Annotated in this window: 32 protein-coding genes and 2 pseudogenes; 19 read left to right on the top strand and 15 right to left on the bottom strand. The window is 44.6% G+C overall.

All coding sequences use genetic code 11. The features are described from left to right. Window positions 1-19: 19 nt before the first annotated feature. The 7 genes from DXE37_RS03495 to DXE37_RS12270 all read right to left on the bottom strand — a co-directional run bounded on the left by DXE37_RS03495 (window position 20) and on the right by DXE37_RS12270 (window position 4,843). Entirely contained in the window at window positions 20-883 is an 864-nt protein-coding gene (locus DXE37_RS03495; protein WP_231971038.1) for an MFS transporter, read from the bottom strand. 17 nt (window positions 884-900) lie between these two features. Continuing rightward, entirely contained in the window at window positions 901-1,713 is an 813-nt protein-coding gene (locus DXE37_RS03500; protein ID WP_114636589.1) for an MFS transporter, read from the bottom strand. Window positions 1,714-1,717: 4 nt separating this feature from the next. Further along, the gene (locus DXE37_RS03505) at window positions 1,718-2,449 is read right to left on the bottom strand and encodes a hypothetical protein (RefSeq protein WP_114636590.1); all 732 of its coding nucleotides are present in this window, start codon (window positions 2,447-2,449) and stop codon (window positions 1,718-1,720) included. 69 nt (window positions 2,450-2,518) lie between these two features. Continuing rightward, window positions 2,519-3,667, bottom strand: coding sequence for an ABC transporter substrate binding protein (locus DXE37_RS03510; protein ID WP_162786151.1), 1,149 nt, complete (start codon window positions 3,665-3,667; stop codon window positions 2,519-2,521). 78 nt (window positions 3,668-3,745) lie between these two features. Continuing rightward, on the bottom strand, window positions 3,746-4,063 hold the full coding sequence (locus DXE37_RS12265; protein ID WP_114636592.1) for a hypothetical protein: 318 nt from the start codon (window positions 4,061-4,063) through the stop codon (window positions 3,746-3,748). Continuing rightward, entirely contained in the window at window positions 4,054-4,509 is a 456-nt protein-coding gene (locus tag DXE37_RS03520) for a hypothetical protein (protein ID WP_114636593.1), read from the bottom strand. Before DXE37_RS03520 ends, DXE37_RS12265 begins: the two co-directional genes overlap by 10 nt. Before the next feature lie 139 nt (window positions 4,510-4,648). Further along, the gene (locus tag DXE37_RS12270) at window positions 4,649-4,843 is read right to left on the bottom strand and encodes a hypothetical protein (RefSeq protein WP_114636594.1); all 195 of its coding nucleotides are present in this window, start codon (window positions 4,841-4,843) and stop codon (window positions 4,649-4,651) included. Window positions 4,844-5,193: 350 nt separating this feature from the next. Here DXE37_RS12270 and DXE37_RS03535 point away from each other — a divergent pair, with 350 nt between their 5' ends. The 11 genes from DXE37_RS03535 (at window position 5,194) to DXE37_RS10730 (ending at window position 10,148) form a co-directional block, all read left to right on the top strand. Continuing rightward, window positions 5,194-5,526, top strand: a complete 333-nt coding sequence (locus DXE37_RS03535; protein ID WP_114636596.1) for a TAXI family TRAP transporter solute-binding subunit — start codon at window positions 5,194-5,196, stop codon at window positions 5,524-5,526. A gap of 52 nt (window positions 5,527-5,578) precedes the next feature. Beyond that, window positions 5,579-5,749, top strand: coding sequence for a hypothetical protein (locus DXE37_RS10725; protein ID WP_162786153.1), 171 nt, complete (start codon window positions 5,579-5,581; stop codon window positions 5,747-5,749). 15 nt (window positions 5,750-5,764) lie between these two features. Next, complete coding sequence (locus DXE37_RS03540; RefSeq protein ID WP_114636597.1) at window positions 5,765-6,055, top strand: hypothetical protein; 291 nt, start codon at window positions 5,765-5,767, stop codon at window positions 6,053-6,055. Window positions 6,056-6,125: 70 nt separating this feature from the next. After that, window positions 6,126-6,671, top strand: coding sequence for a TAXI family TRAP transporter solute-binding subunit (locus DXE37_RS03545; protein WP_162786155.1), 546 nt, complete (start codon window positions 6,126-6,128; stop codon window positions 6,669-6,671). Window positions 6,672-6,709: 38 nt separating this feature from the next. Beyond that, window positions 6,710-7,366, top strand: coding sequence for a hypothetical protein (locus DXE37_RS03550; RefSeq protein ID WP_114636599.1), 657 nt, complete (start codon window positions 6,710-6,712; stop codon window positions 7,364-7,366). 153 nt (window positions 7,367-7,519) lie between these two features. After that, window positions 7,520-7,810, top strand: coding sequence for a hypothetical protein (locus DXE37_RS03555; RefSeq protein ID WP_114636600.1), 291 nt, complete (start codon window positions 7,520-7,522; stop codon window positions 7,808-7,810). 14 nt (window positions 7,811-7,824) lie between these two features. Then, window positions 7,825-8,262 (top strand): hypothetical protein, encoded by a 438-nt coding sequence (locus DXE37_RS03560; RefSeq protein ID WP_114636601.1) that lies wholly within the window; start codon window positions 7,825-7,827, stop codon window positions 8,260-8,262. Between the two features lie 342 nt (window positions 8,263-8,604). Then, window positions 8,605-9,162: an autotransporter-associated beta strand repeat-containing protein gene (locus DXE37_RS03565; RefSeq protein WP_114636602.1), complete on the top strand. Its 558-nt coding sequence runs from the start codon at window positions 8,605-8,607 to the stop codon at window positions 9,160-9,162. Continuing rightward, the gene (locus tag DXE37_RS03570; RefSeq protein WP_231971039.1) at window positions 9,119-9,604 is read left to right on the top strand and encodes a hypothetical protein; all 486 of its coding nucleotides are present in this window, start codon (window positions 9,119-9,121) and stop codon (window positions 9,602-9,604) included. The genes DXE37_RS03565 and DXE37_RS03570 overlap by 44 nt, the downstream gene beginning before the upstream one ends. Beyond that, complete coding sequence (locus DXE37_RS03575; RefSeq protein ID WP_162786158.1) at window positions 9,568-10,005, top strand: autotransporter domain-containing protein; 438 nt, start codon at window positions 9,568-9,570, stop codon at window positions 10,003-10,005. The genes DXE37_RS03570 and DXE37_RS03575 overlap by 37 nt, the downstream gene beginning before the upstream one ends. Before the next feature lie 5 nt (window positions 10,006-10,010). Then, complete coding sequence (locus DXE37_RS10730) at window positions 10,011-10,148, top strand: hypothetical protein (RefSeq protein WP_162786159.1); 138 nt, start codon at window positions 10,011-10,013, stop codon at window positions 10,146-10,148. Between the two features lie 13 nt (window positions 10,149-10,161). On the opposite strand, the gene panC is transcribed toward DXE37_RS10730, so the two are convergent. The 4 genes from panC to metG all read right to left on the bottom strand — a co-directional run bounded on the left by panC (window position 10,162) and on the right by metG (window position 13,858). After that, window positions 10,162-11,016 (bottom strand): pantoate--beta-alanine ligase, encoded by an 855-nt coding sequence (panC, locus tag DXE37_RS03580; RefSeq protein ID WP_114636605.1) that lies wholly within the window; start codon window positions 11,014-11,016, stop codon window positions 10,162-10,164. Beyond that, entirely contained in the window at window positions 11,013-11,903 is an 891-nt protein-coding gene (locus DXE37_RS03585; protein WP_114636606.1) for a segregation and condensation protein A, read from the bottom strand. Before DXE37_RS03585 ends, panC begins: the two co-directional genes overlap by 4 nt. Beyond that, window positions 11,896-12,084 carry a DUF3460 family protein gene (locus tag DXE37_RS03590; protein WP_114636607.1) on the bottom strand — a complete coding sequence of 63 codons (189 nt, stop codon included), beginning with the start codon at window positions 12,082-12,084 and terminating at the stop codon, window positions 11,896-11,898. The genes DXE37_RS03585 and DXE37_RS03590 overlap by 8 nt, the downstream gene beginning before the upstream one ends. 103 nt (window positions 12,085-12,187) lie before the next feature. Further along, window positions 12,188-13,858 carry a methionine--tRNA ligase gene (gene metG / locus DXE37_RS03595; protein WP_114636608.1) on the bottom strand — a complete coding sequence of 557 codons (1,671 nt, stop codon included), beginning with the start codon at window positions 13,856-13,858 and terminating at the stop codon, window positions 12,188-12,190. Between the two features lie 154 nt (window positions 13,859-14,012). Here metG and DXE37_RS13905 point away from each other — a divergent pair, with 154 nt between their 5' ends. The 7 genes and pseudogenes from DXE37_RS13905 to DXE37_RS03615 all read left to right on the top strand — a co-directional run bounded on the left by DXE37_RS13905 (window position 14,013) and on the right by DXE37_RS03615 (window position 18,596). Beyond that, window positions 14,013-14,153 (top strand): hypothetical protein, encoded by a 141-nt coding sequence (locus DXE37_RS13905; protein ID WP_331852110.1) that lies wholly within the window; start codon window positions 14,013-14,015, stop codon window positions 14,151-14,153. A gap of 8 nt (window positions 14,154-14,161) precedes the next feature. Beyond that, the gene (locus DXE37_RS13910; protein WP_331852161.1) at window positions 14,162-14,437 is read left to right on the top strand and encodes a formate dehydrogenase accessory sulfurtransferase FdhD; all 276 of its coding nucleotides are present in this window, start codon (window positions 14,162-14,164) and stop codon (window positions 14,435-14,437) included. After that, window positions 14,386-14,592 (top strand): annotated as a pseudogene (locus tag DXE37_RS13915) (formate dehydrogenase accessory sulfurtransferase FdhD); the annotation flags it as partial. The gene DXE37_RS13910 and the pseudogene DXE37_RS13915, both read left to right, overlap by 52 nt. 97 nt (window positions 14,593-14,689) lie before the next feature. Further along, window positions 14,690-14,848, top strand: a complete 159-nt coding sequence (locus DXE37_RS13920; RefSeq protein WP_331852111.1) for a formate dehydrogenase accessory sulfurtransferase FdhD — start codon at window positions 14,690-14,692, stop codon at window positions 14,846-14,848. 41 nt (window positions 14,849-14,889) lie between these two features. Further along, entirely contained in the window at window positions 14,890-15,456 is a 567-nt protein-coding gene (gene dcd, locus DXE37_RS03605) for a dCTP deaminase (protein WP_114636609.1), read from the top strand. Window positions 15,457-15,652: 196 nt separating this feature from the next. Continuing rightward, the gene (locus tag DXE37_RS03610) at window positions 15,653-15,955 is read left to right on the top strand and encodes a potassium channel family protein (protein WP_269460345.1); all 303 of its coding nucleotides are present in this window, start codon (window positions 15,653-15,655) and stop codon (window positions 15,953-15,955) included. A gap of 373 nt (window positions 15,956-16,328) precedes the next feature. After that, the gene (locus tag DXE37_RS03615; RefSeq protein WP_114637527.1) at window positions 16,329-18,596 is read left to right on the top strand and encodes an arginine/lysine/ornithine decarboxylase; all 2,268 of its coding nucleotides are present in this window, start codon (window positions 16,329-16,331) and stop codon (window positions 18,594-18,596) included. Window positions 18,597-18,646: 50 nt separating this feature from the next. On the opposite strand, the pseudogene DXE37_RS03620 reads toward DXE37_RS03615, so the two are convergent. The 4 genes and pseudogenes from DXE37_RS03620 to argH all read right to left on the bottom strand — a co-directional run bounded on the left by DXE37_RS03620 (window position 18,647) and on the right by argH (window position 22,159). Beyond that, window positions 18,647-19,879, bottom strand: a pseudogene (locus tag DXE37_RS03620) (TRAP transporter large permease subunit). Next, complete coding sequence (locus DXE37_RS12275) at window positions 19,788-20,186, bottom strand: TRAP transporter large permease subunit (protein WP_231971041.1); 399 nt, start codon at window positions 20,184-20,186, stop codon at window positions 19,788-19,790. The pseudogene DXE37_RS03620 and the gene DXE37_RS12275 overlap by 92 nt, the downstream one beginning before the upstream one ends. Continuing rightward, window positions 20,183-20,662 (bottom strand): TRAP transporter small permease subunit, encoded by a 480-nt coding sequence (locus DXE37_RS03625; RefSeq protein ID WP_114636611.1) that lies wholly within the window; start codon window positions 20,660-20,662, stop codon window positions 20,183-20,185. Before DXE37_RS03625 ends, DXE37_RS12275 begins: the two co-directional genes overlap by 4 nt. A 78-nt stretch (window positions 20,663-20,740) precedes the next feature. Next, window positions 20,741-22,159: an argininosuccinate lyase gene (gene argH, locus DXE37_RS03630; RefSeq protein WP_114637528.1), complete on the bottom strand. Its 1,419-nt coding sequence runs from the start codon at window positions 22,157-22,159 to the stop codon at window positions 20,741-20,743. A 43-nt stretch (window positions 22,160-22,202) separates the two neighbouring features. Between argH and hemC the strand changes: the two genes are divergently transcribed. Then, on the top strand, window positions 22,203-23,180 hold the full coding sequence (gene hemC, locus DXE37_RS03635) for a hydroxymethylbilane synthase (RefSeq protein ID WP_114636612.1): 978 nt from the start codon (window positions 22,203-22,205) through the stop codon (window positions 23,178-23,180). Window positions 23,181-23,186: the final 6 nt, after the last annotated feature.

Below are 23,186 nucleotides of genomic sequence, written 5' to 3' on the forward strand. Positions count from 1 at the left end.
TCGCGCTTTAATTCGCTTGCTAGTCCAGATCATTGAATAGCTTAGCCTCTCGCCTTGCCTTATTCGATATGAGTCCAAAGCTTATAGTGGTTATGAGGTAGGTGCTAGCAATTAGTCCTACCCCCACTAAAGTGCCTAGAGATACGGCAACCCCGAAAACGGCAGGTCCAGAGAATTGTCCAGCCTTCTTCATTGCACTATAAAAACTCAGAGCGTTACTGTGCCCTATTTTCTCTGTGGCCGGGATAGACATGAAATAGCCATTTTGCGAAACCAGACCCACTGAATCTGAAATACCTAAGATTACTATCGCTATTAATGCTCCAACAAAAGTGGGGAACGACCAAAAGGTTGTAAGTGACAGCACTCCGACTAGGCAGGATGCCAACATAAGGTGCTTGGCATTAACTTTTTTATGAGCGAAAAATTTCATGAGAAGTGGTCCAATGAAGACCATGCAAATCCCATAAAGCAGAAACCCTCTGCCAATATCGCCTTGATTTACATCTAAGGAGCTCGAAAAGACCGGAAAAAAATAAGTTAAGAATGATGTAGTAATTGCCGATGGAATCGTAATTAATAAAAAGAAAAAGAAAGTATCTTTATGAAGAAAGAAATCCCGTAGTCCTGCCAAAGTAAGCTTGTCATTACCTGTGATGGTTGGTTTGGAATTTACCGTAAGCAAAAAAGTAAATGGCAAAGCCACGGTAATCATGAGTGAAGCCAAAATCATGACATAGGAGAAGCCAATCCGTTGAGCTAAGAGAGCTCCAATAACAGCACCGCAATTCATACCCGCAAAAATTCCTGCATTGAGTATGGAGAAGCCATGAGTCCGTTCGTGACTTGATTTTCCTGTTGCTACTAAGCCCCGCAACCCCATCCAAGCGGCTCCATAGCCTATACCAACAAAACAACGAATGCCAATGAAGTTGACGGCGTCATCTCATCTGTAAGCGCTGAGAGTAAGGTGCTAATCGACAGGAGGATAAAGCCATAAATAAATACCGGTCTCCAGCCGTAACAATCAATAAAGTATCCCGCCATCAGTGATGATAAAAAGGCGCCAAACATTTCTGAGGCGATTGGTAAGTCCACAATTACATTAAATGACATACCCCAGAGCGGCCTATAAATTTCCTTCATCAGAAGAGGTATGAAGGAAATTGACATATAGCTACATAAGAGCAGCAGGAATGCTAAAACACGCACGCAATTCTCATGTTGGCCGATTACTATTGTGGACTCTTGCTTTTCGGTTATTCCATGAGCATGGGTAGGATTAGTCTTTTCAGCTTCATCCCAATTAGATATTGTCACCTTATTAGATAGAACGATGATAATAAATACCAGCATTTCAATGAGGAAGAAGATGGATGTAATAAACATCGTCACTGCATCCAGTGCTAGCGCAAAGATTTTTTGATCTACATAACTTTTGGATGCTGTAATGGTTAGCTTTGCTGCTGAATCATTACCATCCTTTAGAAGTGTTCTTGAGACCTCAGGTATATTTTCTGGGCTTGTTTGGATAGTTTGCTTTTGCGCTTCACTCGCAGACTCAATTTTGGGAGTCGTAAGCGAAGAAAACAAGATTTTTCCACTGGGACTGGTGAGGTTAACGGATTGAATTTCTTTTACGGGCTCAACCAAGTTCTTTAGCCAATCATCTACACCATCAAGTTCCTCGTAAGTAAATCTGAAGCCTACCACCTTATCAAATTCGCTTGTTAATCATATCTGCAGCAAGATTGAGGTTGTTATTGACTACCTCATAGTAGGCGGAGCGAAAAGTAACAACGTTTAGCACTCCAAACGAGGCTTGCGCAGTTGACAAGATAAGCGTCATAGCTATCAAAAGCCCGCGTTTATTTAGTTGATCATTTTTTAAGAAAAGGTTGATCCGATAAATGGCTACAACAATACATAAAATAGTGGCGATGGTGATCGACATCATAATCTTGATGGTATCGTTTATATAGGTAGTGATCTTTTCCGAAACGCTTGCTTCATTAAAGACAATATCAATCGTTCCAATCCATTCTTGATTTGTATTCTTTAGTGGAATCAAAGCGTGGTATTGATCGTCCGACAAAAACCACGACAGATTATTTTTCTTCTTTGGGTCGGAAAAATTAATCTTCGACAGCATCTTTTGTGGGAGCGCTTCAACATCAGTGGGCCCTGAAATGTCATAAAGAGTGTCGCCATTTGGCAACATGACAAAAACGTTTTCAACCGTCGGAGCCTGTTTCTTAACGTTAGATAGGATGTCACCCATGCCTGCAAAGTTATTCAGGGGCTTGTGGTACTTGACTGAGTATTCAATGGTTCTACGTGCTTCGCTACCGGTTACGCCATAGGAAGACACTAGAGAATCAATATAACTTTTTTGAAACGAGCCTATATTCAGAAAGCCGGTAAGTGAGAGCACCATGACAATCAGCATCGAAGGCCAAGATTGCTACATATAAGCGCATACTCTGCAGGGTTTTCTTCCATTCGGAGAAGGATTGTTTCATTTAGGGGGCCTAACAGTTTGGTCAGCGCCAAGTAATAGTTCAAATTGTGGGCGATAGCCAATTTCTTTTGCTACATCAAGATTAATAATGATGTTAGGGCTATTTTCGTAAATCTGAGAAATTTTGCTGGGAAGCTCACCTTTCAATATTCGGATGATCGCTTTAGCTCCAAAATTTCCAACGCCAGAAAAGTTTTGACGTGCCAAACTCATGAGTGCGCCGTTATTCACATCGTTTGCCTGCTGAGCAAATGCTGGAATTTTTTTGCTTACTAAAGGAGATAGTGTTTTTGGAGGTTGTTTTGGGTCGCTGCCTATAAAAAGACCAACGTATACCGCATCCGCTTTAGTGGTTAAGCGTGCATTGGCGGCTTCCATATCGATCGCAAATTGTTTTTGGTTTTTGCCGTATTTTTCTGGTTGCGCAACGTTTTCAATAACGACCTGAAAGTCGCATTGTTTGGCTACTTCTAGGACATTGTCAATTGCGGCAAAGCTGCGACCAGCTACATCACCATCCACCACGATGCCCAATGTTTTGAATTTAAAAATATCGTAGAAAATATCAACTTGACGTTTATAGCGATAAGGGTCCATGTGGGCCCAAACTAGGTCGTCCCCTGAAAATTCTGCGCCCTTAACGATGCCTGCTTGAAAGGCATTGCTAGTGGACATCGATACAGCCAGCACTTTGAGGCCGTGCTTCATAATTTCTTTTGCCGAATCGGTACCTAAGATTAAGACCAAATCACTATTTTTAGATTGATTAATTTTCTGAGTAATTTGCTGCGCATGCGCATCATATTCTGTGTTTTTCAGTTTATCGAAGGTATAAAAGCCATCTTCATTAAACTTCAAATAAGGCTCATCCTTCTTTTGCGCCAACCAATCCCAGATGATTTGTGAGTCTATCTGACCTTTTGTGTAAGGAAGTCCCTCAATTGATTTGATCCAGCCCATACGATGCAACGCGGTTATCACATTGGCTAAGGTGGCGGCGTAGTTGGCAAAAGGGCGTGATTCAATATAAGAAATGCGCCAAGGGGTGCCTGACGCAGTGGTAACGGGACTTAAATTAGATGAGGCAGTTGCTTGGGCGTAGGATTGGGAAACGAGTGGACCCTGAATTAATCTAATCCAAATCAAGACTGTTAGGGCGGATGCCCTTAACAAAAATTTAAAATAGTGCACATTCAATTTTTGCATACCCCACCTTGCATTGACTCATTGCTTTTTTGCTGTAGGCAGCCTAGCCATGGTTCCGTGTGGTTCCAGGAGATTTAATTGAGATTCAATATCATGTCCCTCAGTAAAGACTAGTGACGAGTGATTTTTTACGTCTAGCAGAATGGGGTTGATGATGTCTTGGAAAAATATATAGCGATGGTAATCCTCATATTTTTTCACGAGTTTCAAAATAAGCATATCTGCTGAGAATTTATCTTGCATGCTTGCATAATTTGTCGGCGCAACTGTTGAAAAAAGATAGCGAAAGCTACTATTTTGTTTTGCTAACTTAATGGCATGCTTAGTTATGCGCATCTGCAGACGATTGCCAGTAAACTCAGGCAGAACGCATGCACGCTCGAGATGGGCAGCTTGAGATAATTGTTTGGGGTCTTGCATACCACAATATCACGCCCTAAATTTTCAGGACGTAAGCCCGGAAACCAGATTGACCTAAAAGCAACAAGACGGTCGTTAACAAGGCTACCAATAATTAAACCCTCATTACCAAGTGATACCTCAAAAACCTCGCGAGAGTCTGGGTAGTAAAAAATGGATGAGTCTTGGATATTGCGGACGGTTTCATCTTGCACATTAAGTACTGCATCAATGTCATCCATGCCAAGAGCCTTGATGCTGCAATGAGAGATCTTTCCATCCACCTTCGAGGTCACCTCGCGCCCCTCTAGGATCGGATGGGTATCCAGGATATCAGTGCTAACCCTTATATTATTTGGTGATGTTGGGAGCGAATGGGCCATGATTGTTTATAAGCCCTCTGGCCAAGTAATTGGTAACTTCATTTTAGTAATCTTGCGTTTAATGATGACAAAAAAGCATTTTTTCATGCAAAAGTGCCAAAAACATCTCAATTCATAATGTACAGCATGTCCGAAGAAATTATTGTTTTACTTTTAGAAAGATCTTGAATGAGTCACAAACATAAGCACCATGATTATCCTGATGTTGAGGGCTATTTCGTTCAAAGTGCCAAAGATGAGTTCCACGCTCTAGGGCCGTTCTTTCGTTATCAGTGGTATGTGGCAATTGCCGTTGTAATTGGCATTTTTCTGCTTTTGCAGTTTCTAAAACCATTGCCGCCTAGTGAAATACGCATCTCAAGGGGCAACCTAATTCTTCGCTAGAGGTTGAAGTTCTCAATTTTCAAAAAGCCCTAGAAAAAGAGGGGATTAAGGTCGAGCTGATTCCCTTTAAGGGCACACTAGATAGTTTGGAGTTACTTAAGCAAAAGAAGGTAGATGTCGCCCTGACACAGTCCGGGCTTCCAGTTGGTGATACAGAAGGGCTAGTCTCTTTGGGAAGTGTGGGTTATCAGGCATTTTGGTACTTTTATACCGGCCCTGAATTTACTAGTTCTCATGTGTTTCAGTTATTCAAAGATAAGCGGATCTCGGTAAATCAGTTTTGGAAGCGGCACGCGGTATATGGCTGATAATTTGCTGAAAATATCAGGCCATTTAGAGTATCCACCATTTACGATGGTTGATACTTTGAGTCCCAAGGAATCTGTAGAGGCCCTAAAGATAAATAAGATTGACGGCATGTTTCTAATAGCGGGCTATGACTCTTTAAATGTCAAAGCACTTTTAGCGGACCCCAGGGTAAATGTTCTCAGTTTTCCGATTTCGGAAGCCCTTAATCTTCAGTTAAAAAGCGTTGATATTGTTACGCTACCAATGGGTGCCTATTCATTGAGCCCCTTGGAGCCCAAGCAGGATACAAAGATGATTGCTGTGGCTACTACCGATCATGGCTGAAAAACGCTCCATCCAGATATTTAGTACCTTTTATTAGAAGGCCAGTCGCGATATGAATCAAAGCAAAGAAATTGTCTTTGATTATCCAGCTGGCGGATTTCCAGTATTTACGGAAAAAGGCGTCCCTCGCAGCGATGTAGCAGTGAAGTTTTATGAGAAGGGGCCTCCATCACTTAAACAAGAGTTATCACATTGGCTCGCCAGCTTTTTGGATGTAGCCTAGTTCACATTAGTAACCATGTTTGCAATCATTTATCCGTTATTCCAATTGATTCCTGGCTACCGGAAAACCATTTTCGAGATGCATGCAAGTCATTTGTATTCTGGGCTCTTTGATTTAAACCGCGAGTACAATGACGCAAAGACCTTAAAAGAAATTAATGTTTGTATTGAAAAGGCAAATGAAATCAATGATGTGATTCTGAACACGTGGGTACCTAAAGGTGCAAAAGAGTCCTACGGTAATTTGCTCAACGTTCTCAATATTCTTGTTAATCAATCGAAAGAAAAGAAAGCACTTTATGATTGATTTTCAGCTTTCCTTACACACGCGAATAGGGCGACGCAATGTAGCTATTGTCATAGCAGCTATATTCCTTTTGCTGACATGTTTAATTGGGGTGTCGACGTATTACTTGTTTCCCAAGACCAATATAGTCATAGCCGCTGGACCTAAGGGGAGCTATTTTTATGAGCTTGCTGAGTCGTACGCCAAAGAGTTGCAGAAGAAGGGTGGCGTAAAGGCCGAGATTATCGAGACTTCCGGAGTTCTTGAAAACCTAGCCTTACTAAATGACCCATCGAAAAATATTGATTTCGGTATCTTGCAGGGTGGCATCACTAACTCAAAAGAGTCTCCCGATCTTTATTCTTTAGGGAGTATTTTTTATGACCCTATTTGGATTGTTTATCGAGCCGGAATTGGAGAGGTTGATCAGCTTAGTCAACTCAAAGGAAAGCGAATTGCTATAGGCACTAAACAAGATGCTAGCCAGCGTATTGCGAAAAAACTATTAAAGTCTGCAGGTCTTGATTCATCGAATGTAACATTTGAAGACCAGGATGTAGGGTCGGCTGTTAAAGGCTTGCTTGCGGCTAATTTAGATGCTTTAGTTTTCTTGCTCCGCCAGAGAATTCTGTTCTAAAAGATATTTTTAATAACCCAGCATTGAAGGTTATGAACATGTCTCAGTCTGAAGGTATTCACCGCAATTTAAGATCCTTCACGGTGATTTCATTACCATTTGCTACGGTTGACCTAGCTACTTCTAAGCCCGCCACTAGCATGAAGGTAATGGCGACGACTGTTACGATTGCCACCCGCAAGGATATCCACTCAGCTCTGATTTATCTCATGATGGGTGTAATAGATACCATACATGAGTCTCCCTCGCTCATTAGTGATGAAAATGAGTTTCCTGCCGACAAAGACGTTGATTTGCCTTTGAGTTCTACTGCTGAGACGTATTACAAAAGTGGAAAACCTTTTTTGCAGCATTACTTGCCATTTTGGTTAGCAAGCTTTGTTGAGAAAATGATATTTTTGTTGGTCTCTACAGCTGCGATTGCATATCCCTTATTGAGTATTTATCCAGCCTACCAATGGGTTATCATCAATCGACAAATTGATGAGCTGTATAAAAAACTTCATGCGCTGGAGCGCGAGCTATTTCTGGGCAAGATTGATCGGTCTGCATTTGATGAAAAGTTAACGCAACTAGACGAGAAGGCTAGCGCTCTACTCGGGCATTTTGATATGCCTGTTGCCTTTTATCACCGCCTGTACACCATTCGTGATCACATCAGGAAGGTGCTGAAATGGAGTGATAAGGGGGCTTAGCGTAATCTGCACGAGCTGTATAAGTCTCGAAGAATTGAGGTCGCACCCCTTATTGGTACTGGTATATGTCTACTAGTATGATCATGAGGTTTCGGGGAACTATATGTATTAAGTATAATTATTGTCCCTTAAATGGCAATTTATATATATCCCATGAAAATCATTGCATCTCGCTTATTTATATTAGGCGCCCTATTTTTGTTAGCGCCTGTAGTGAGTGCTCAAACTTGTATAGTTGACGCATTAACAGGTGCGGTTTCTGGATCTGTCCCTTGTAACATTGCGGGCCCAACATTTGCTGGTCGTATTGGCGCTACTACAGGCGTAGCTAATGGCGCACCAACACAAAATGGTGTGCAGATAACAACTGATCCAGCTATAACGATTGGTCTTAATTCAGCAATATTTGGCCCCAATACAGCCCACAATCAATTTGCTAGATAACGCCAATATTTCAATTGGTTAGCAATGCAACAGTGTCTGCGCCGAATAGTGGCGCAGCTGTAGATAATTCAGCAATTTATTTTCGAAATGGCGGCACTCTTCTCATCGGTACGGGTGCAACAGTAGTTAACTATGCCACCGGTGGAACAGGCGTTCCCTCAATTAATGCCGATAATAACACTATTGAATTTAATTCAAACAATACCGTGACTATTAACAGTGAGGCAACCGTATATGCGGCGGGTAATGTTACATCATCAGAGGCCATTAATCCTACGGGTACTGGTAACGTCATCAATAACTCAGGCACAATTAAATCCTTAACTGGTACCGCTATTTGGTTTCAAAACTCAACTGGTGCGGGCTCGACGAATACAGTTAATAACCTTGTAGGTGGTGTTATTCAAGCAGATACAGGCGGGTCAGGCTGTCGGCACATCTTCGAACGGTAGTGTAAATTTCAATAACTCTGGGGCTCTGTTTTAGGGAGCCTGTCTCTAGCTAATGGCACCAATAACGCTACGCTTTATTCGGGCTCATCCATAATTGGATCTATCAATGGTGGCGGTGGCAATAATACTTTGCAGCTTGCCGGTACAGGCTCAAGCACATTTGGTAATGCCACCCCTAATTTTCAGACCTTAAATAAATTAGACTCTGGCAGGTTGGACCCTTTCCAACCCACTGAATGCTATTTCTAAATTAGTAATGTAAGCGTGCAGGGCGGCACATTGGCCTTGTAGGGGGACAAGCAACTTTGCTGGTAGCACACTTCTATTAGCGCTGGTGCAACTTTGCAGGGCGATGCATTAGCCATCCCAGGTTCAACAACAAATGGTACAACTAGCTTAACTAATAATGGAACCATCGCATTTACTGATGGTGGCAACGGATGTTATTCAGGGGTAATTGCTGGAACCGGTGGTATATCCATGCTTGGTTCTGGCGTACTCACGTTGTCGGCTGTCAATACCTACGCCGGGGCTACCCTTATCAATAGTGGGGGCACTATCGCTTTAACGGATGCAGGATTGCTTGCTAACTCGAGCTTAGTGACCAATAACGGCACTTTCGATATTTTGCTCAAAACCTCCAATACTAATTTGGCTGGAAACTATGTCCAGTCTGGTACAGACACACTGAAGATGGGGGTCACCACTAGCGACAATGTGAAGTTGTTAATCGCAGGCAGCGCTACTTTAGGGGGTACTCTTTATGTGAATGCAGCTCTTGGTCACTACGCCGCTGGTCATTATACGCTGATCAATGCCCAATCAGGCAGGACTGGTACATTTTCTAATTTCACGAATGGATTTCGAAGGATCGGCATCCAAGTATCGTTTGGGATATGACGCTAACGAAGTATTTTTATATTTCAATTCAGAGTATTTCGAGGTTGATAACGTGAACACAGTTAGCTCTGTTCAGATAAATGCCTCTGGCTTGGCCAGTATCTATAACCAACAAGTTGCGGCATATCAAGCGGCTTTGATGTATGACTGCCGCGTCTATGATAAGAACAATATCTGCGTGAGTGTTGGTGGGCGCTATACCTATTCAGGGCCATCACCATCAGCCAATCAACAGGCTGGTTTGGTAGTGCTGGGGTATAAGCCTTCACCCAATTTCCGTATAGGAGCGTTTGCTGATCAAACGATTAGTGTTGCGGCTCCTTCTGGTTTTAGTCAAACTAACAACAGTCTAATGTGGGGGCTCTTTGCTAAATGGCATATGAACCCCGATGAAACAGGGTGGGGGTGCAAGCCTCTGGAGTCGCTTCAAGTAGCGCCCTAAGCATTACCCGCCAACTCTTATCAAATACTGAGGCTGGCTCTGGGTCAACCTCATTTAATGGTCAGGGCTATCAACTCACTACGAACTACCACCATCCGGTAACGGATTCATTCTCGGTTGTTCCTTGCATTGGTCTTCGCTACACCCGCGTCAATACTGGTGGCTACACAGAGGCTAGCAATGCCAACGTGATCTTGCCACTTTCATACAATTCTTTAACGCAAAACACTTTCTCCGCAATCGGCGGTCTTGGTTTTCGCGTTGGTTTATCTGAGAATCTGACTGGAACGGCATCTATTGGTATTCAACAGAATCTGAAATACTCTATGAGTAACTACCAAGTGACAAGTTTCATTATTGGCTTGGGAAGTTTTAGTGTAGCCCCATGCCTGGCAATGTGAATAGTATGGCAACTGCTTCCGCTGGTTTGTACTATGACATCAATAAACGTGAGCGTTTAGGCTTCAATGTGCTTTGGCAACAGCAACCATTTATTGCTACGAACACCACTACTGCACTGGCAACCTACACGATCGGTTATTAAGATAAGAGAGAAATTAAATCTCGAGGTTGTCAATTAGGCGAGTATTGCCTAGCTTGGCGGCTGTCAGAATCACTAGTGGTTCGCCTGCTTGTAATTGCTCATTAGATGCAGGCGCCAAATCACTTTGCTGGCGAATGGCGATGTAATCTGGTTCCCAGCCACGTCCAGCAAGAGCAGCAATTGCTGCCTTCTCAATTTCCATAATCGATTGGTGGTTACGTTCATGGAGTTGTAGAACGCGCTCACGTACTTCTTTGAGCACTTTTTGCAGCTCGGGTGCTTCCGCACGCTCTTCGACAGAGAGATAGCTGTTACGGTAGGAGAGAGCAAGCCCATCTTCCGCGCGAATCGATTCGCCAGGAATAATCTCAACTGGTAAGGCAAATTGCTTAGCCATCTGACGAATAATCATCAGCTGTTGATAATCTTTTTTCCCAAATACGGCAACCTTTGGTTGCACACATGAAAAGAGTTTAAGTACAACCGTACAAACCCCTTTGAAGAATCCAGGACGAAACTCACCCTCAAGAATGTCGCTTAGTTGTTGTGGCGGATCTACTCGATATTCTTGTGGTTGCGGATAAAGATCTCGTTCTGTAGGTGCAAACAAGATGTAGACACCTTCTTTTTCAAACTTATCAATATCGGCCTGCATCGTACGAGGATAGTTATCGAAACCTTCATTAGGCCCGAACTGCAAGCGATTAAAAAAGATGCTAGCGACTACTGGATCACCGCGCTGTCTAGCAAGACGCATGAGCGATAAGTGACCTTCATGAAGGTTTGCCCCCATGGTTGGAACGAATGCAGCACGATTCTGACCACATAAGCGGTCACGCAATTCTTGGATATCGCTAATGATTTTCATGCAACAGGGATGTACGCAAGGTGCACGTAAATCGGCGCATAAGGTTCAGCCTGGGTAATCTCCACTAAGGCCTCGCGTGAGAGTTCCAGCATCGCAATAAAGTTCACGATAACTACTGGAACAACACCTTTGCCAGATTTAATCGCATCCTCAAATAGTTCACCAAATTCTACGAAGCGAGTGCTTTGCAAGCGACGCAGAATGCGGGTCATAAAGTCTCTGACGGATAATTCTTCGCGGGTAATGGTGTGATGCTGATTGAGTTTGGCACGATGTAAAACATCGCGCCACGCCATTTGCAGATCATCTACATTGACTTCTGGCCAAGTAATGGCAACGGTTGTATCTACAAAGCCATGTGCCACTTGGAAGTCACGATCCTGTTGTGGGATTTGATCAAGCTCTTGAGCGGCTAGCTTCATGCGCTCATACTCTAAAAGGCGCCGTACTAATTCTGCGCGCGGATCTTCTACTTCCTCTTCGCTGTCTGCCTTCTTCATTGGCAAGAGCATGCGCGACTTAATTTCAATCAGCATGGCTGCCATGAGCAAATACTCGGCTGCTAGCTCGAGATTGTGATGGCGAATTTGATCGATGTAGCTCAGGTACTGTTGAGTAACCTGCGCCATAGGAATATCTAAAACATTAAAATTTTGCTTACGAATCAAGTAAAGTAGAAGGTCTAATGGACCTTCAAATGCCTCAAGAAAAACTTCCAATGCATCTGGTGGGATGTATAAATCGGTAGGAAGCTTAAAAAGCAGTTCGCCATAAAGCTTGGCGAACGCTTCAGACATACCATCCGTAACTGATGGGGTGCTATCTAACAAATCTGATAAAGGCTGAGCGCTTGGCTCAGATACAGACGAATTGCCTGAATTAGTCATTCGAATAAACGTAGGCGCGTTGCTTCAATTTTGCAGCTTTAGCGCGACGCTGGTCTTCAACGCTCAATGGTTCTTTATCCCAAAGGAGGGCGCGACCAGCTTGCTGCTCTGCCTCGAGGTGTGGTTTCTCGGTTTTGAGTTCGCTTAAGAACTGGGTGAATTCAGATTGATATCTTGCCATGAAATTTCCTAAAATACTCAATAGATTCAATAACTTATGAAATTAACTCGAAAAGTCACTTATGGACTACAACCGCCATTATAGGTGCTTTTTAGGGGGCTTTTTACAAGTTTGCAGCCAGCAAAGCCTCAATTTGTGGGGCTTCCACACGGGTCATCAGGTGCTTATAAGCCTTAATGGGGGTCTTGCTAGAGAGTGGAGTGGTGATATTGCTCCAAGATAAGGGTTCTAAGGATAAAAATTGCTCTACTCCAGCAGCAACTTGAGGGATAACTGGTTTTAGATACAGACTGAGCATCCGGAATGCTTCAAGGGTGACACTGCAAACACGCTGCAAATCTGCTGCGCGTTCTGGGTCCTTAGCAATTTCCCAAGGCTTGTTTTCGTCTACAAAACCATTTACTTTGTCAGCAAGCTCCATCACAGTACGAAGGGCTTTGGCATATTCGCGACCTTCATAAAGCTCGGCAATTTTTTCACTTGCTGCAGCAATTTCTTTCAGTAATGGATTGCTCATTGCTTCGTCAGAAACAATGCCATCAAAACGTTTGACCAGGAACCCAGCGCTACGACTAGCAATATTGATGTACTTACCCAATAAATCACTATTAACGCGGGCAACAAAGTCTTGAAGATTTAAATCCAAATCTTCCATGCTGTTATTGAGTTTGGTTGCAAAGTAATAGCGGAACCATTCTGGATTAAAGCTGCGCTCAATCACGCTGTTTGCTGAAATCAACGTACCACGTGATTTGCTCATTTTCTCGCCATCAACAGTTAAAAAGCCGTGCGCAAAAACATTGGTAGGTGTGCGGTAGCCGGCAAACCGCAAAGTAGCCGGCCAAAATAATGTGTGGAAATAGAGAATATCTTTGCCGATGAAATGGTATTGTTCAGTTGTTGTGTCTGGCTTAACCCATTCATCAAAATTAATGCCCTTAGCTTGGCAGTAATTGAGAAAACTGGTGTAGTAACCAATCGGAGCATCAAGCCAGACATAGAAGTATTTACCTGGTGCGTCAGGGATTTCAAAGCCGAAATATGGGGCATCGCGGGAGATATTCCAGTCACCTAGCTTGCTCTCACCGGGCTGACCAACCCACTCTTTCATCTTATTTCGAGCCTCAGGCTGTAGAGGGGTTTTTACCTGTGTCCAATCACGTAAGAACTCTTCACAACGCGGATCAGATAGCTTAAAGAAGTAATGATCAGAAATCTTTTTAATGGGAGTTGCACCACTGACTACTGAGAATGGATTTTTCAGATCGGTAGGTAAATACGTTGCACCACATTTTTCACAGTTGTCACCATATTGATCTTTGGCGCCACACTTGGGGCACTCGCCTTTGATAAAACGATCCGGTAAAAACATTTCTTTCACTGGATCATAAGCTTGCTCAATCGCACGCTTTTCAATCAAACCTGCATCCCGGAGTTTGAGATAAATACTTTGTGCTAGCTTTTCATTCTCAGGGCTATCGGTGGTGTAGTAGTTATCAAATGAAATGAGGAAGTTATCGAAATCACGCTTATGCTCTTTCCAAACATTGGCGATTAACTCTTTGGGGGTTAGACCTTCTTTTTCGGCCCGTAACATGATCGGGGTACCGTGTGTGTCATCAGCTCCAACATAATGGACTTCATGGCCGCGCATACGCTGAAAACGAACCCAAATATCCGTTTGTACATATTCGACCAAATGGCCGATATGAATTTGACCATTTGCATATGGTAGGGCGGAAGTAACAAGAAGGCGGCGTTGGGAACTGCTCATGTTAATACGGACTTAAATAAAAAGGTTGGATTAGTACAGCCCACAATCATGCTGGCATATGCAGTGATTTTAGTCTGCGGTTAAAGTAAAGCCCTGGGAAGTTCCAATAAAAATACCGTAAACTTCCGTTGGATCAGACCTTAGAGAGCAATTTATGGCAGTAAAACCAACCATTCAGATGTCTTGCGCTTCCGTGCCCTTGGTGCATGAGGTGGAGGTCATGGATGAGTTGGGGCGCCTAAAAACTACCCACATTCCAGGGGAGCGCCCTTTATGGATAAGCGTGAGGTCGTAACGCTGATGATGCTGGGTAGCGCCCCGGAAGCTCTAGTTTTAGGTTATTTACGCAATCAGCGACTCGTAGAGTCTCCTGATAATATAGAAAGCATTCAGGCGGATTGGGAGACCGACTCTGCAGCCGTCAAAACCCGCCGCAGTACCGTAGATATTGACGCTCTGACCAGTAAAAGGGTGGTGACCACAGGATGCGCGGGCAGGGAACCATGTTTGGCGGCCTCATTGAAGAAATGGCTGAGATCCAACTTTCTGAGGGGCCATTGCTTTCTCAAGAGGCCATAGTTGCTCTGATTGACTCTATTCGTCAGCATGACACGATATACAAAAATCTGGCTCAGTACATGCTTGCGCATGTCTTTGAACGGGATGGCAATGATGGGGTCCGTCTTCTGCATTTTATTGAAGACGTGGGTCGGCACAATGCAGTTGACTCGATCTCTGGGCTGATGTGGTTAGCCGATAAACCCGGTAAGGAATTGATTTTCTTTACTGCTGGATGTCTTGACCTCGGAGATGGTTATAAAGGGAGCTCAGATGGGCATCCTTTTCCTTTTGACCCGTTCGGGGGTTACCTTGATGGGCTTGGAGTTGGCTCGCAATACCAATCTCACCATCCTCTTCCAGAGTTCCGGAAAATACTTCGAGATCTATAACGCTCCCAAGAGGGTCGTTTTTAGCCAAAAATTCCAATAATTTCATGGGCAGGTTAAGGTCGAAGGTTTTATAATTCGCCCATGACTGTTAAATCAGACCACTGGATCCGCCGCATGGGCGAGCAAGGCATGATCAGCCCATTTGAACCGGGGCAAATTCGCCAAGATGCTGCCGGCAACAAAATCGTTAGTTATGGCACCTCAAGCTATGGCTATGACATTCGTTGCGCAGATGAATTTAAGATCTTTACTAACATCAACAGCACCATTGTTGATCCAAAGAATTTCGATGAACAATCTTTTGTGGATTTCAAGGGTGATGTTTGTATCATTCCTCCAAATTCATTTGCTTTAGCACGGACGGTTGAGTACTTCAAGATTCCGCGCAGTGTATTAACTATCTGCGTTGGCAAGAGTACTTATGCTCGTTGCGGAATTATTGTGAATGTTACACCTTTCGAGCCAGAGTGGGAGGGTTATGTCACTCTAGAGTTTTCAAATACCACACCATTACCTGCCAAGATTTATGCTGGTGAAGGTTGTGCACAAGTACTCTTCTTTGAGAGCGATGAAATTTGTGGCACGTCCTATAAGGATCGCGGTGGTAAGTATCAAGGTCAGCGGGGCGTTACCCTGCCGAAGACCTAAGCCATTACGGCAGTGCGTAAATTCCATTTCAGTCGCCGTCCTGCGCGGATTAACTTAGATGAATATCGCGCTACGCTGACGCGCTCAGAGGTAGCGCGCCCAGAGAATAATTTTTATCATTGGCTCTTAGGTACGAGTTGGACTAGCTTACTTAGCTTGTGGAGATGGTGCTATTACACGCGCTCAGCCAGGCTCTCTGCTGGACACTTTTTTCTTTAGCGTTCAAACCATGGCTACTATTGGTTATGGGCGTATGACGCCTATTGGTAGTTGGCCCAACGCGATTGTCACCGTTGAAGCGTTCTTTGGGATTGTTTATTCAGCTTTGACTACCGGTTTAGCCTTTGCACGATTTACGAGGCCTACTGCGGGCGTGCGCTTCTCTAAAAAGTGGCGGTGGTTGGAAGTCATGATGGCGTGCAAACATTTAAATTTCGAGTTGCTAACGATCGTAGCTCTCATATTGTTGAGGCTCAGATGCGACCGTGGTAGATTGTAGAGAGTATGATGGCTGAGGGTGAACGTTAGCGCCGTTCGGTTGAACTGTCTTTGCATCGTTCAGAGAGCCCAGTGTTCTCTTTAACCTGGACTGCAATGCGTAGTATCGATGAGACAAGCGCTTTAAAAGAGTACATAGGAAAGTCTGCGATTGAGCGTCAATGGCATTTGCTCATTACCTTTACTGCTATCATGAGAGCCTAGCGAATCAGGTCTACGCTCGCCATGTATACCTGCCTAAAGATGTGCAGCAAAATGCGTCATTCGTCGATATAGTCACAGCATTGCCAGACGGCGATCGTTTGATTGATCTAACCAATTTTGATAAGTGGATTCCGAATTCATCGGATAACTTAGTAGATAGAGGGGTAGTTATGAAATTTCGTTTCCCAATCATCATCATTGATGAAGAATTCCGCTCCGAAAATATTTCGGGGTCTGGAATTTGTGACCTCGCTGAGGCAATTGAAAATGAGAGTATGGAGGTCATTGGTTTAACCAGTTACGGCGACCTTACATCCTTTGCGCAACAGGCATCTCGTGCCTCAACCTTCATTGTGTCGATTGATGATGAAGAATTTGATTCTGATTCGGAAGATCATGACCTGCCTGCGCTGAATAATTTGCGTGCTTTCATTACTGAGGTACGTAAGCGTAATGAAGACATTCCTATTTTCTTGTATGGCGAGACTCGCACATCTCGACATATGCCTAATGACATCTTGCGTGAGTTGCACGGCTTTATTCATATGAATGAAGACACTCCAGAGTTTGTCGCACGACATATTATTCGTGAAGCTAAAGTCTATTTGGATTCTTTGGCACCCCCATTCTTCCGTGCATTAACTAACTACGCATCAGAAGGATCCTATTCTTGGCATTGTCCAGGGCACTCTGGTGGAGTTGCCTTTTTAAAGAGTCCAGTGGGGCGAATGTTCCATCAATTCTTCGGTGAGAATATGCTTCGCGCTGATGTTTGCAATGCAGTTGAAGAATTAGGTCAGCTCCTAGATCACACTGGCCCGGTGTTGCAGAGTGAACGTAATGCTGCCCGTATTTTTAATGCCGATCATTTGTTCTTTGTGACTAATGGCACATCCACATCTAACAAGATTGTTTGGCACTCTACGGTTGCTCCGGGCGATGTTGTCTTAGTTGATCGAAACTGCCATAAGTCGGTCATTCATTCGATCACGATGATGGGTGCGATCCCTATTTTCTTGATGCCTACACGTAATCACCTGGGCATTATTGGTCCCATCCCCAAAGAAGAGTTTGAGTGGAAAAATATCAAGAAGAAAATTGATGCTAATCCGTTCATTAAGGATAAGAATGTTGTGCCACGCGTCATGACTTTGACTCAAAGCACTTATGACGGCATTGTCTACAACGTTGAGATGATTAAAGAGATGTTGGATGGTAAGGTCGACTCATTGCATTTTGATGAGGCTTGGTTGCCACATGCTGCCTTCCATCCTTTCTATAAGGATATGCATGCAATTGGTTCAGACCGTAAGCGCACCAAAAAGAGTTTGATGTTTGCGACTCAGTCAACTCATAAGTTATTGGCCGGGTTGTCGCAAGCTTCACAAGTATTGGTTCAGGATGCTGAAGATACGAAGCTCGATCGTGATTGCTTCAACGAGGCGTATTTAATGCATACCTCAACGAGTCCACAGTACGCAATTATTGCCTCATGTGACGTATCTGCGGCCATGATGGAGTCTCCCGGTGGCACTACCTTAGTTGAAGAATCGATCGCGGAAGCCATGGACTTTCGTCGCGCAATGCGCGAGGTGGATGACAAGTTTGGGGCTGATTGGTGGTTTAAAGTTTGGGGTCCAGATCATTTAGCGGATGAGGGTATTGGTGAGCGCTCAGATTGGATCTTAGAACCATCTGCAGCTTGGCATGATTTTGGCAAGCTCGCTAAAGACTTCAATATATTGGATCCGATTAAGGCAACGGTTGTTACCCCTGGATTGGATATCGAGGGTAACTTTGGGTCTATGGGCATTCCGGCCAGCATTGTGACTAAGTATTTGGCTGAGCATGGCGTTATCGTGGAGAAGTGTGGTTTGTACTCCTTCTTCATTATGTTTACCATCGGCATTACCAAAGGTCGCTGGAATACGCTCGTGACTGAATTGCAACAGTTCAAAGATCACTTTGATAAAAATGCACCTTTATGGAAAGTGCTACCCGAGTTTGTTGCCAAGCATCCACGTTATGAGCGCGTCGGCCTCAAAGATATTTGTCAGCAAATTCATGAGTTCTATAAGAGTCGTGATGTAGCGCGCATGACTACTGAGATGTATACCTCAGATATGGTTCCAGCCATGATGCCTTCAGAGGCATGGGCAAAGATGGCGCATAAAGAAGTGGATCGTGTGCCGCTAGATCAATTGGAAGGTCGCGTAACCGCGATGCTGGTTACGCCATACCCTCCGGGTATTCCGCTTCTGATTCCTGGAGAGCGCTTTAACAAGCGCATCATTGATTACCTCTACTTTGCCAGAGATTTCAATGAAAAGTTTCCTGGATTTGAAACGGATATTCATGGTCTTGTCAAAACCAGTATGGATGGTCGTAGCGAGTACTATGTCGATTGCGTTAGACAGGAGCGCGATATTACGCTCTAATGATTTAAAAGTAGCTTCTGAAAAGTGCTCTGCAATTGCAGAGCATTTTTTTATTTAACCGGCTTATCTAATTGAAAAGTAACGGGTGCATCTTCATCAACCTTGCTTGAAGGTGAGTCTGATTTATTGGTATCTCCATCTGTGAAATTAAAGTCTTGGCTCTCAGCCACTGCAGCAGGCTTGTCTAGCAAAGTCATTACCAGCGCAGGGAAGGCCATTACCAATACTACCATGATTAACTGCAACCCAACCCAAGGTAGTGCGCCCCAGTAAATATCGCTACTCTTGACTTCTTTGGGTGCCACACCCCTAAGGTAAAAGAGAGCAAAGCCAAATGGCGGATGCATGAATGAAGTTTGCATATTCACACAGAGCATTACCCCAAACCATACTAAGGGCGGCACCAGCTGGCTGCCTGAGGATTGCCGTTCATTGAGTCAAAGTGGCACAGGGGAAAGTAATTTGACGGCCACTGGAGCCAACATTGGAACCACAATGAATGCGATCTCAAAAAAGTCTAGAAAGAAGGCCAAGAAGAAAACGAATAAATTCACAACAATCAAAAAGCTGATCCAACCGCCTGGAAGATTGGAAAAAAGTTCTTCCACCCAAAAAACCCACCATCCATACCTTGGAAAACCACTGAAAAGCAGGTAGATCCAATCAGGATGAAGACAACCATGGCAGTAATGCGCATCGTGTTTTGATAGGCTTCTTGCACTAATCTTTTTAGATTAGGAATTTTTGACCTTCTTAACCAGGCTAGTACAAGCGGCCCCCATTGCTCCCATCGCACCAGATTCCGTTGGGGTTGCAATGCCCGTCATGATGGTGCCTAGAACTAGGAAAATGAGCACGGCTGAGGGAATGATCCCCATGAGACATTTTTCCATAGCGCTCAACCTCGCAGTGTGAGCTCGCTTAGGGGTGCTGGTGGCAAGTAATCTGGTCGCAGACAACTTAAGACAAAAGTGTAGAGCGTAAATAGAGCGATTTGCAGCAAAGATGGCCCCCACGGCGCCCAGATACATGCTACCCACATCCGCGCTACTGCTTTGGGTCTTTAGTTGGTCAGCCAAAACAATCAGCACCAAAGAGGACGGCGCTAATTGTGTAATGGTTCCTGAGGCTGCTAAAACGCCCGTAGCGTAGCGCATGTTATAGCCGTAACCGCCATACCCGGTAGCGAGATCATCGCCATAGGCAATCACCTGAGCTGCCACAGTGCCCGTAATTGCACCTAGGATGAATCCCACCAATGATGACGGAGTAGCCCAAGCCACCCCGAACGCGTTCAAAGAGTTGTCCCATTGAATCGAGCATTTCTTCTGCTAAGCCGCAGCGTTCAAGAATTGCCCCCATAAAAGTGAAGAAGGGGATGGCTAGAAGGAGATCGTTAGCAAGTACGCCACCAAAAATTCGCTGGGGAATAGCTTGCAAAAATGGCACACCAAAAAAACCTTCGCTAATAGCAATGATTGCAAAAAATAGACCTGCAGCCATCAACGAAAAAGCGACTGGAAAGCCAACCAGCATAAAGACAATTAGTCCGCCAAACATCAAAGGCGGCATCCACTCTAATGGAATCATTGGATAGGCTTCTCGTATTGCAGGTATTCAGCAGGCAAAGTCATTTCACCGTTGAGAGCGCCGATACGTTTGATGATTTCAGAAAGACCTTGCAGGCTTAGCATGAAGAACCCGAAAGGCACTACAAATTTAATGGGATAGCGCGCCAGTCCGCCTGAGTTCAGTGAATGCTCCATGATGATCCATGATGGATAAAACAGAGACGTCCAAGAAAACCAAGCAAATAATATGCATGCTGGCATTAAAAAGAAGATGAGGCCGAGGAGATCAACCCAAAGACGTCTTCGATCGGTGAGGTGCGAGTAGATAATATCGACACGAACATGCTCATTGCGTTTAAGAGTATATGCAGATCCTAGCATCACAGCAGCAGCAAAAAGGTACCACTGAAGCTCAAGTGGCCAGTTGTTGCTGATGTCTGGGCCATATCTGAGCAGTGCGTTAATTGCCGATACTACGCAAGACAGCAAAATCATAATGCTGGCAGCCTTGCCTAAAACCTGGTTTACTCGATCAATGCCGGCAGAGAGCTTAGATCCAAAATCCCATGTGGTTTAAAGATTTGCACGACCTCGTTTAATAGCTGACAGTACTTGTGTTGGAGCAGTGCCACCGGCATGTTGGCGTGACTGGACAGAACCATCAACGGTAAGCAAAGCAAAAACATCATCACTCATGAGTTCAGGACGGTTGTCTAGACCACAAGCAAAGCGCAATTCAGAAAGACTTAGATCAGTCAACATGCAGTTTCTGCCCACACAGGCCTTTACGGCATGAGCAACTGCTTCATGTGCATCGCGGAAGACTAAACCTTTTTTAACTAGGTAGTCAGCGAGGTCAGTTGCGGTAGCAAAGCCTTCCTCTGCAGCAGCTTTCATGACATCAGCTTTCACTTCTATATGAGGCACCATGTCAGCAAAAATACGTAAGGTATCTTGCACGGTATCGACTGCATCAAATAAAGGCTCTTTATCCTCTTGGTTATCTTTATTGTAGGCAAGTGGTTGTCCCTTCATCAGTGTCAATAAAGAAATCAGGTCACCATAAACCCTACCAGTTTTACCGCGGGCTAATTCTGGAACATCGGGATTTTTCTTCTGCGGCATGATGGAGCTGCCGGTGCAGAAGCGATCAGGCAGATCGATAAAGCCAAAGCAGGGGCTGAGCCATAAAATCAGCTCTTCTGATAGACGGGATACATGCATCATCAAGATAGAAGCAAAGGCGCAGAACTCAATTGCAAAATCTCGATCTGATACAGCGTCAAGAGAGTTATTGCAGATACCATCAAAGCCAAGAGCCTTAGCAACCTGCTCACGATCAATGGGGTAGGTAGTTCCTGCTAATGCTGCAGCACCTAAGGGCAAACGATTAAAGCGTGCACGCAAGTCTGCTAAGCGACTTGCATCACGACTAAACATCTCGTAGTAAGCCATCAAATGGTGGCCAAAAGTAATCGGTTGTGCAACTTGCAAATGGGTATGACCTGGCATGATGGTGGCAGCATGTTTTTCTGCCAAATCTAAAAGTGCTCCACGTAAAGACCTCAGGGTGATAGCAATGTCATCTACGCTGCCACGTAACCAAAGACGTAAATCTGTTGCCACTTGGTCATTACGAGAGCGACTAGTATGCAAACGCTTACCGGCATCCCCAACCAGTGCTGTGAGTCGGGCCTCAATATTGAGGTGAACATCTTCGAGCGCTAATTGCCAGTTAAATTCACCGGATTCAATTTCACTCTTAATTTGCGCCATTCCCCTTTGAATGTCTGCTAAATCTTGAGGACTGATGATTTTTTGGGTGGCCAGCATTTCCGCATGGGCTAGAGAGCCGGCGATATCGACCATGGCAAAACGTTGATCAAACCCAATGGAGGCGGTATAGCGCTGAACAAGTTCGTCGACGGGTTCGGCAAAACGCGCTGACCAAGCTTGGGTTTTGTTGGCTAAGGAATTTTTTGATGAGCTCATAAGCACAGTATATTGGTGTAGGTCTTTGATTATTTTAAATGTTATGTCCCAAACCCTGAATTCTTCATCCTCGGCTGCCCCAAAGCGCCTCGTAATTGCCTCCCGTGAAAGTCGCCTCGCTATGTGGCAGGCTGAGCATGTCCGGGATTGCCTTAAAAAGCTCTATCCCGACTGCGATGTGCAGATTTTGGGAATGACTACCCATGGGGACCAGATTTTGGATAGAGTCCTTTCTAAAGCGGGTGGAAAAGGGCTTTTTGTGAAAGAGCTCGAGACGGCTCTTGAGGATGGTCGCGCAGATTTGGCGGTGCATTCTTTAAAAGACGTGCCTATGGTGATGCCGGAGGGTTTTGATCTGGCTTGCGTCATGACTAGAGAAGATGCAAGAGACGCATTTGTCTCCAATGATTATGCCAGTCTCGAGGATCTGCCTGTCGGCGCAATAGTCGGCACATCTAGTCTGCGCCGCGAGTCAGTTCTGCGTGCAAAGTTTCCTCACCTGATCATCCAGCCACTAAGAGGTAACTTGGATACTCGCATGGGTAAGTTGGATCGAGGGGGGTATCAGGCCATTATTCTGGCTGCTGCTGGCTTAAAGCGCTTAGGTCTAGAGTCTCGCATCCGCGCATTCCTGCCTTACGACCCGTATACGCCAGCTGCTGGTCAGGGTGCTTTAGGAATTGAAACATTGAGTAAGCATCCCGATATCAAACAGTGGCTTTCCCCATTAAATGACTTACCTACATTATTTGCAGTCTCTGCTGAACGAATGGTGTCGCGTCAACTGGGTGGATCTTGCGAGGTCTCATTGGCTGCACATGCAGTATGGGATCAGAATCAAATGAGCATTTGTTCCTTTGTTGCTAGCACTGATGGCAAAGCAATTTGCCTAGCGAATGGAAGTGCTCAAGTCAATTCGGTTGAAGATGCCGAGGCTCTAGGGCTTTTAGTGGCACGGGACTTGCTGTCCCAGGGTGCGGCAGACTTAATTCCAACCCTACCTAAGCAAGATAATAATTAAGTAGTT

The organism is Polynucleobacter necessarius (assembly GCF_900095205.1).
GTDB lineage: Bacteria > Pseudomonadota > Gammaproteobacteria > Burkholderiales > Burkholderiaceae > Polynucleobacter > Polynucleobacter necessarius_E.

Coding starts and splice junctions, on each gene's coding strand:
- DXE37_RS03495 (WP_231971038.1), bottom strand. CDS start 883: ATGGGGTTGCGGGGCTTAGTAGCAACAGGAAAATCAAGTCACGAACGG.
- DXE37_RS03505 (WP_114636590.1), bottom strand. CDS start 2,449: ATGCTGATTGTCATGGTGCTCTCACTTACCGGCTTTCTGAATATAGGC.
- DXE37_RS12265 (WP_114636592.1), bottom strand. CDS start 4,063: ATGCGCATAACTAAGCATGCCATTAAGTTAGCAAAACAAAATAGTAGC.
- DXE37_RS03520 (WP_114636593.1), bottom strand. CDS start 4,509: ATGGCCCATTCGCTCCCAACATCACCAAATAATATAAGGGTTAGCACT.
- DXE37_RS12270 (WP_114636594.1), bottom strand. CDS start 4,843: ATGGTTTTAGAAACTGCAAAAGCAGAAAAATGCCAATTACAACGGCAA.
- DXE37_RS03535 (WP_114636596.1), top strand. CDS start 5,194: ATGGCTGATAATTTGCTGAAAATATCAGGCCATTTAGAGTATCCACCA.
- DXE37_RS10725 (WP_162786153.1), top strand. CDS start 5,579: ATGAATCAAAGCAAAGAAATTGTCTTTGATTATCCAGCTGGCGGATTT.
- DXE37_RS03540 (WP_114636597.1), top strand. CDS start 5,765: ATGTTTGCAATCATTTATCCGTTATTCCAATTGATTCCTGGCTACCGG.
- DXE37_RS03550 (WP_114636599.1), top strand. CDS start 6,710: ATGTCTCAGTCTGAAGGTATTCACCGCAATTTAAGATCCTTCACGGTG.
- DXE37_RS03555 (WP_114636600.1), top strand. CDS start 7,520: ATGAAAATCATTGCATCTCGCTTATTTATATTAGGCGCCCTATTTTTG.
- DXE37_RS03570 (WP_231971039.1), top strand. CDS start 9,119: ATGGATTTCGAAGGATCGGCATCCAAGTATCGTTTGGGATATGACGCT.
- DXE37_RS10730 (WP_162786159.1), top strand. CDS start 10,011: ATGGCAACTGCTTCCGCTGGTTTGTACTATGACATCAATAAACGTGAG.
- panC (WP_114636605.1), bottom strand. CDS start 11,016: ATGAAAATCATTAGCGATATCCAAGAATTGCGTGACCGCTTATGTGGT.
- DXE37_RS03585 (WP_114636606.1), bottom strand. CDS start 11,903: ATGACTAATTCAGGCAATTCGTCTGTATCTGAGCCAAGCGCTCAGCCT.
- DXE37_RS03590 (WP_114636607.1), bottom strand. CDS start 12,084: ATGGCAAGATATCAATCTGAATTCACCCAGTTCTTAAGCGAACTCAAA.
- metG (WP_114636608.1), bottom strand. CDS start 13,858: ATGAGCAGTTCCCAACGCCGCCTTCTTGTTACTTCCGCCCTACCATAT.
- DXE37_RS13905 (WP_331852110.1), top strand. CDS start 14,013: ATGGCAGTAAAACCAACCATTCAGATGTCTTGCGCTTCCGTGCCCTTG.
- DXE37_RS13910 (WP_331852161.1), top strand. CDS start 14,162: ATGCTGGGTAGCGCCCCGGAAGCTCTAGTTTTAGGTTATTTACGCAAT.
- DXE37_RS13920 (WP_331852111.1), top strand. CDS start 14,690: ATGGGCATCCTTTTCCTTTTGACCCGTTCGGGGGTTACCTTGATGGGC.
- dcd (WP_114636609.1), top strand. CDS start 14,890: ATGACTGTTAAATCAGACCACTGGATCCGCCGCATGGGCGAGCAAGGC.
- DXE37_RS03615 (WP_114637527.1), top strand. CDS start 16,329: ATGAAATTTCGTTTCCCAATCATCATCATTGATGAAGAATTCCGCTCC.
- DXE37_RS12275 (WP_231971041.1), bottom strand. CDS start 20,186: ATGATTCCATTAGAGTGGATGCCGCCTTTGATGTTTGGCGGACTAATT.
- DXE37_RS03625 (WP_114636611.1), bottom strand. CDS start 20,662: ATGATTTTGCTGTCTTGCGTAGTATCGGCAATTAACGCACTGCTCAGA.
- argH (WP_114637528.1), bottom strand. CDS start 22,159: ATGAGCTCATCAAAAAATTCCTTAGCCAACAAAACCCAAGCTTGGTCA.
- hemC (WP_114636612.1), top strand. CDS start 22,203: ATGTCCCAAACCCTGAATTCTTCATCCTCGGCTGCCCCAAAGCGCCTC.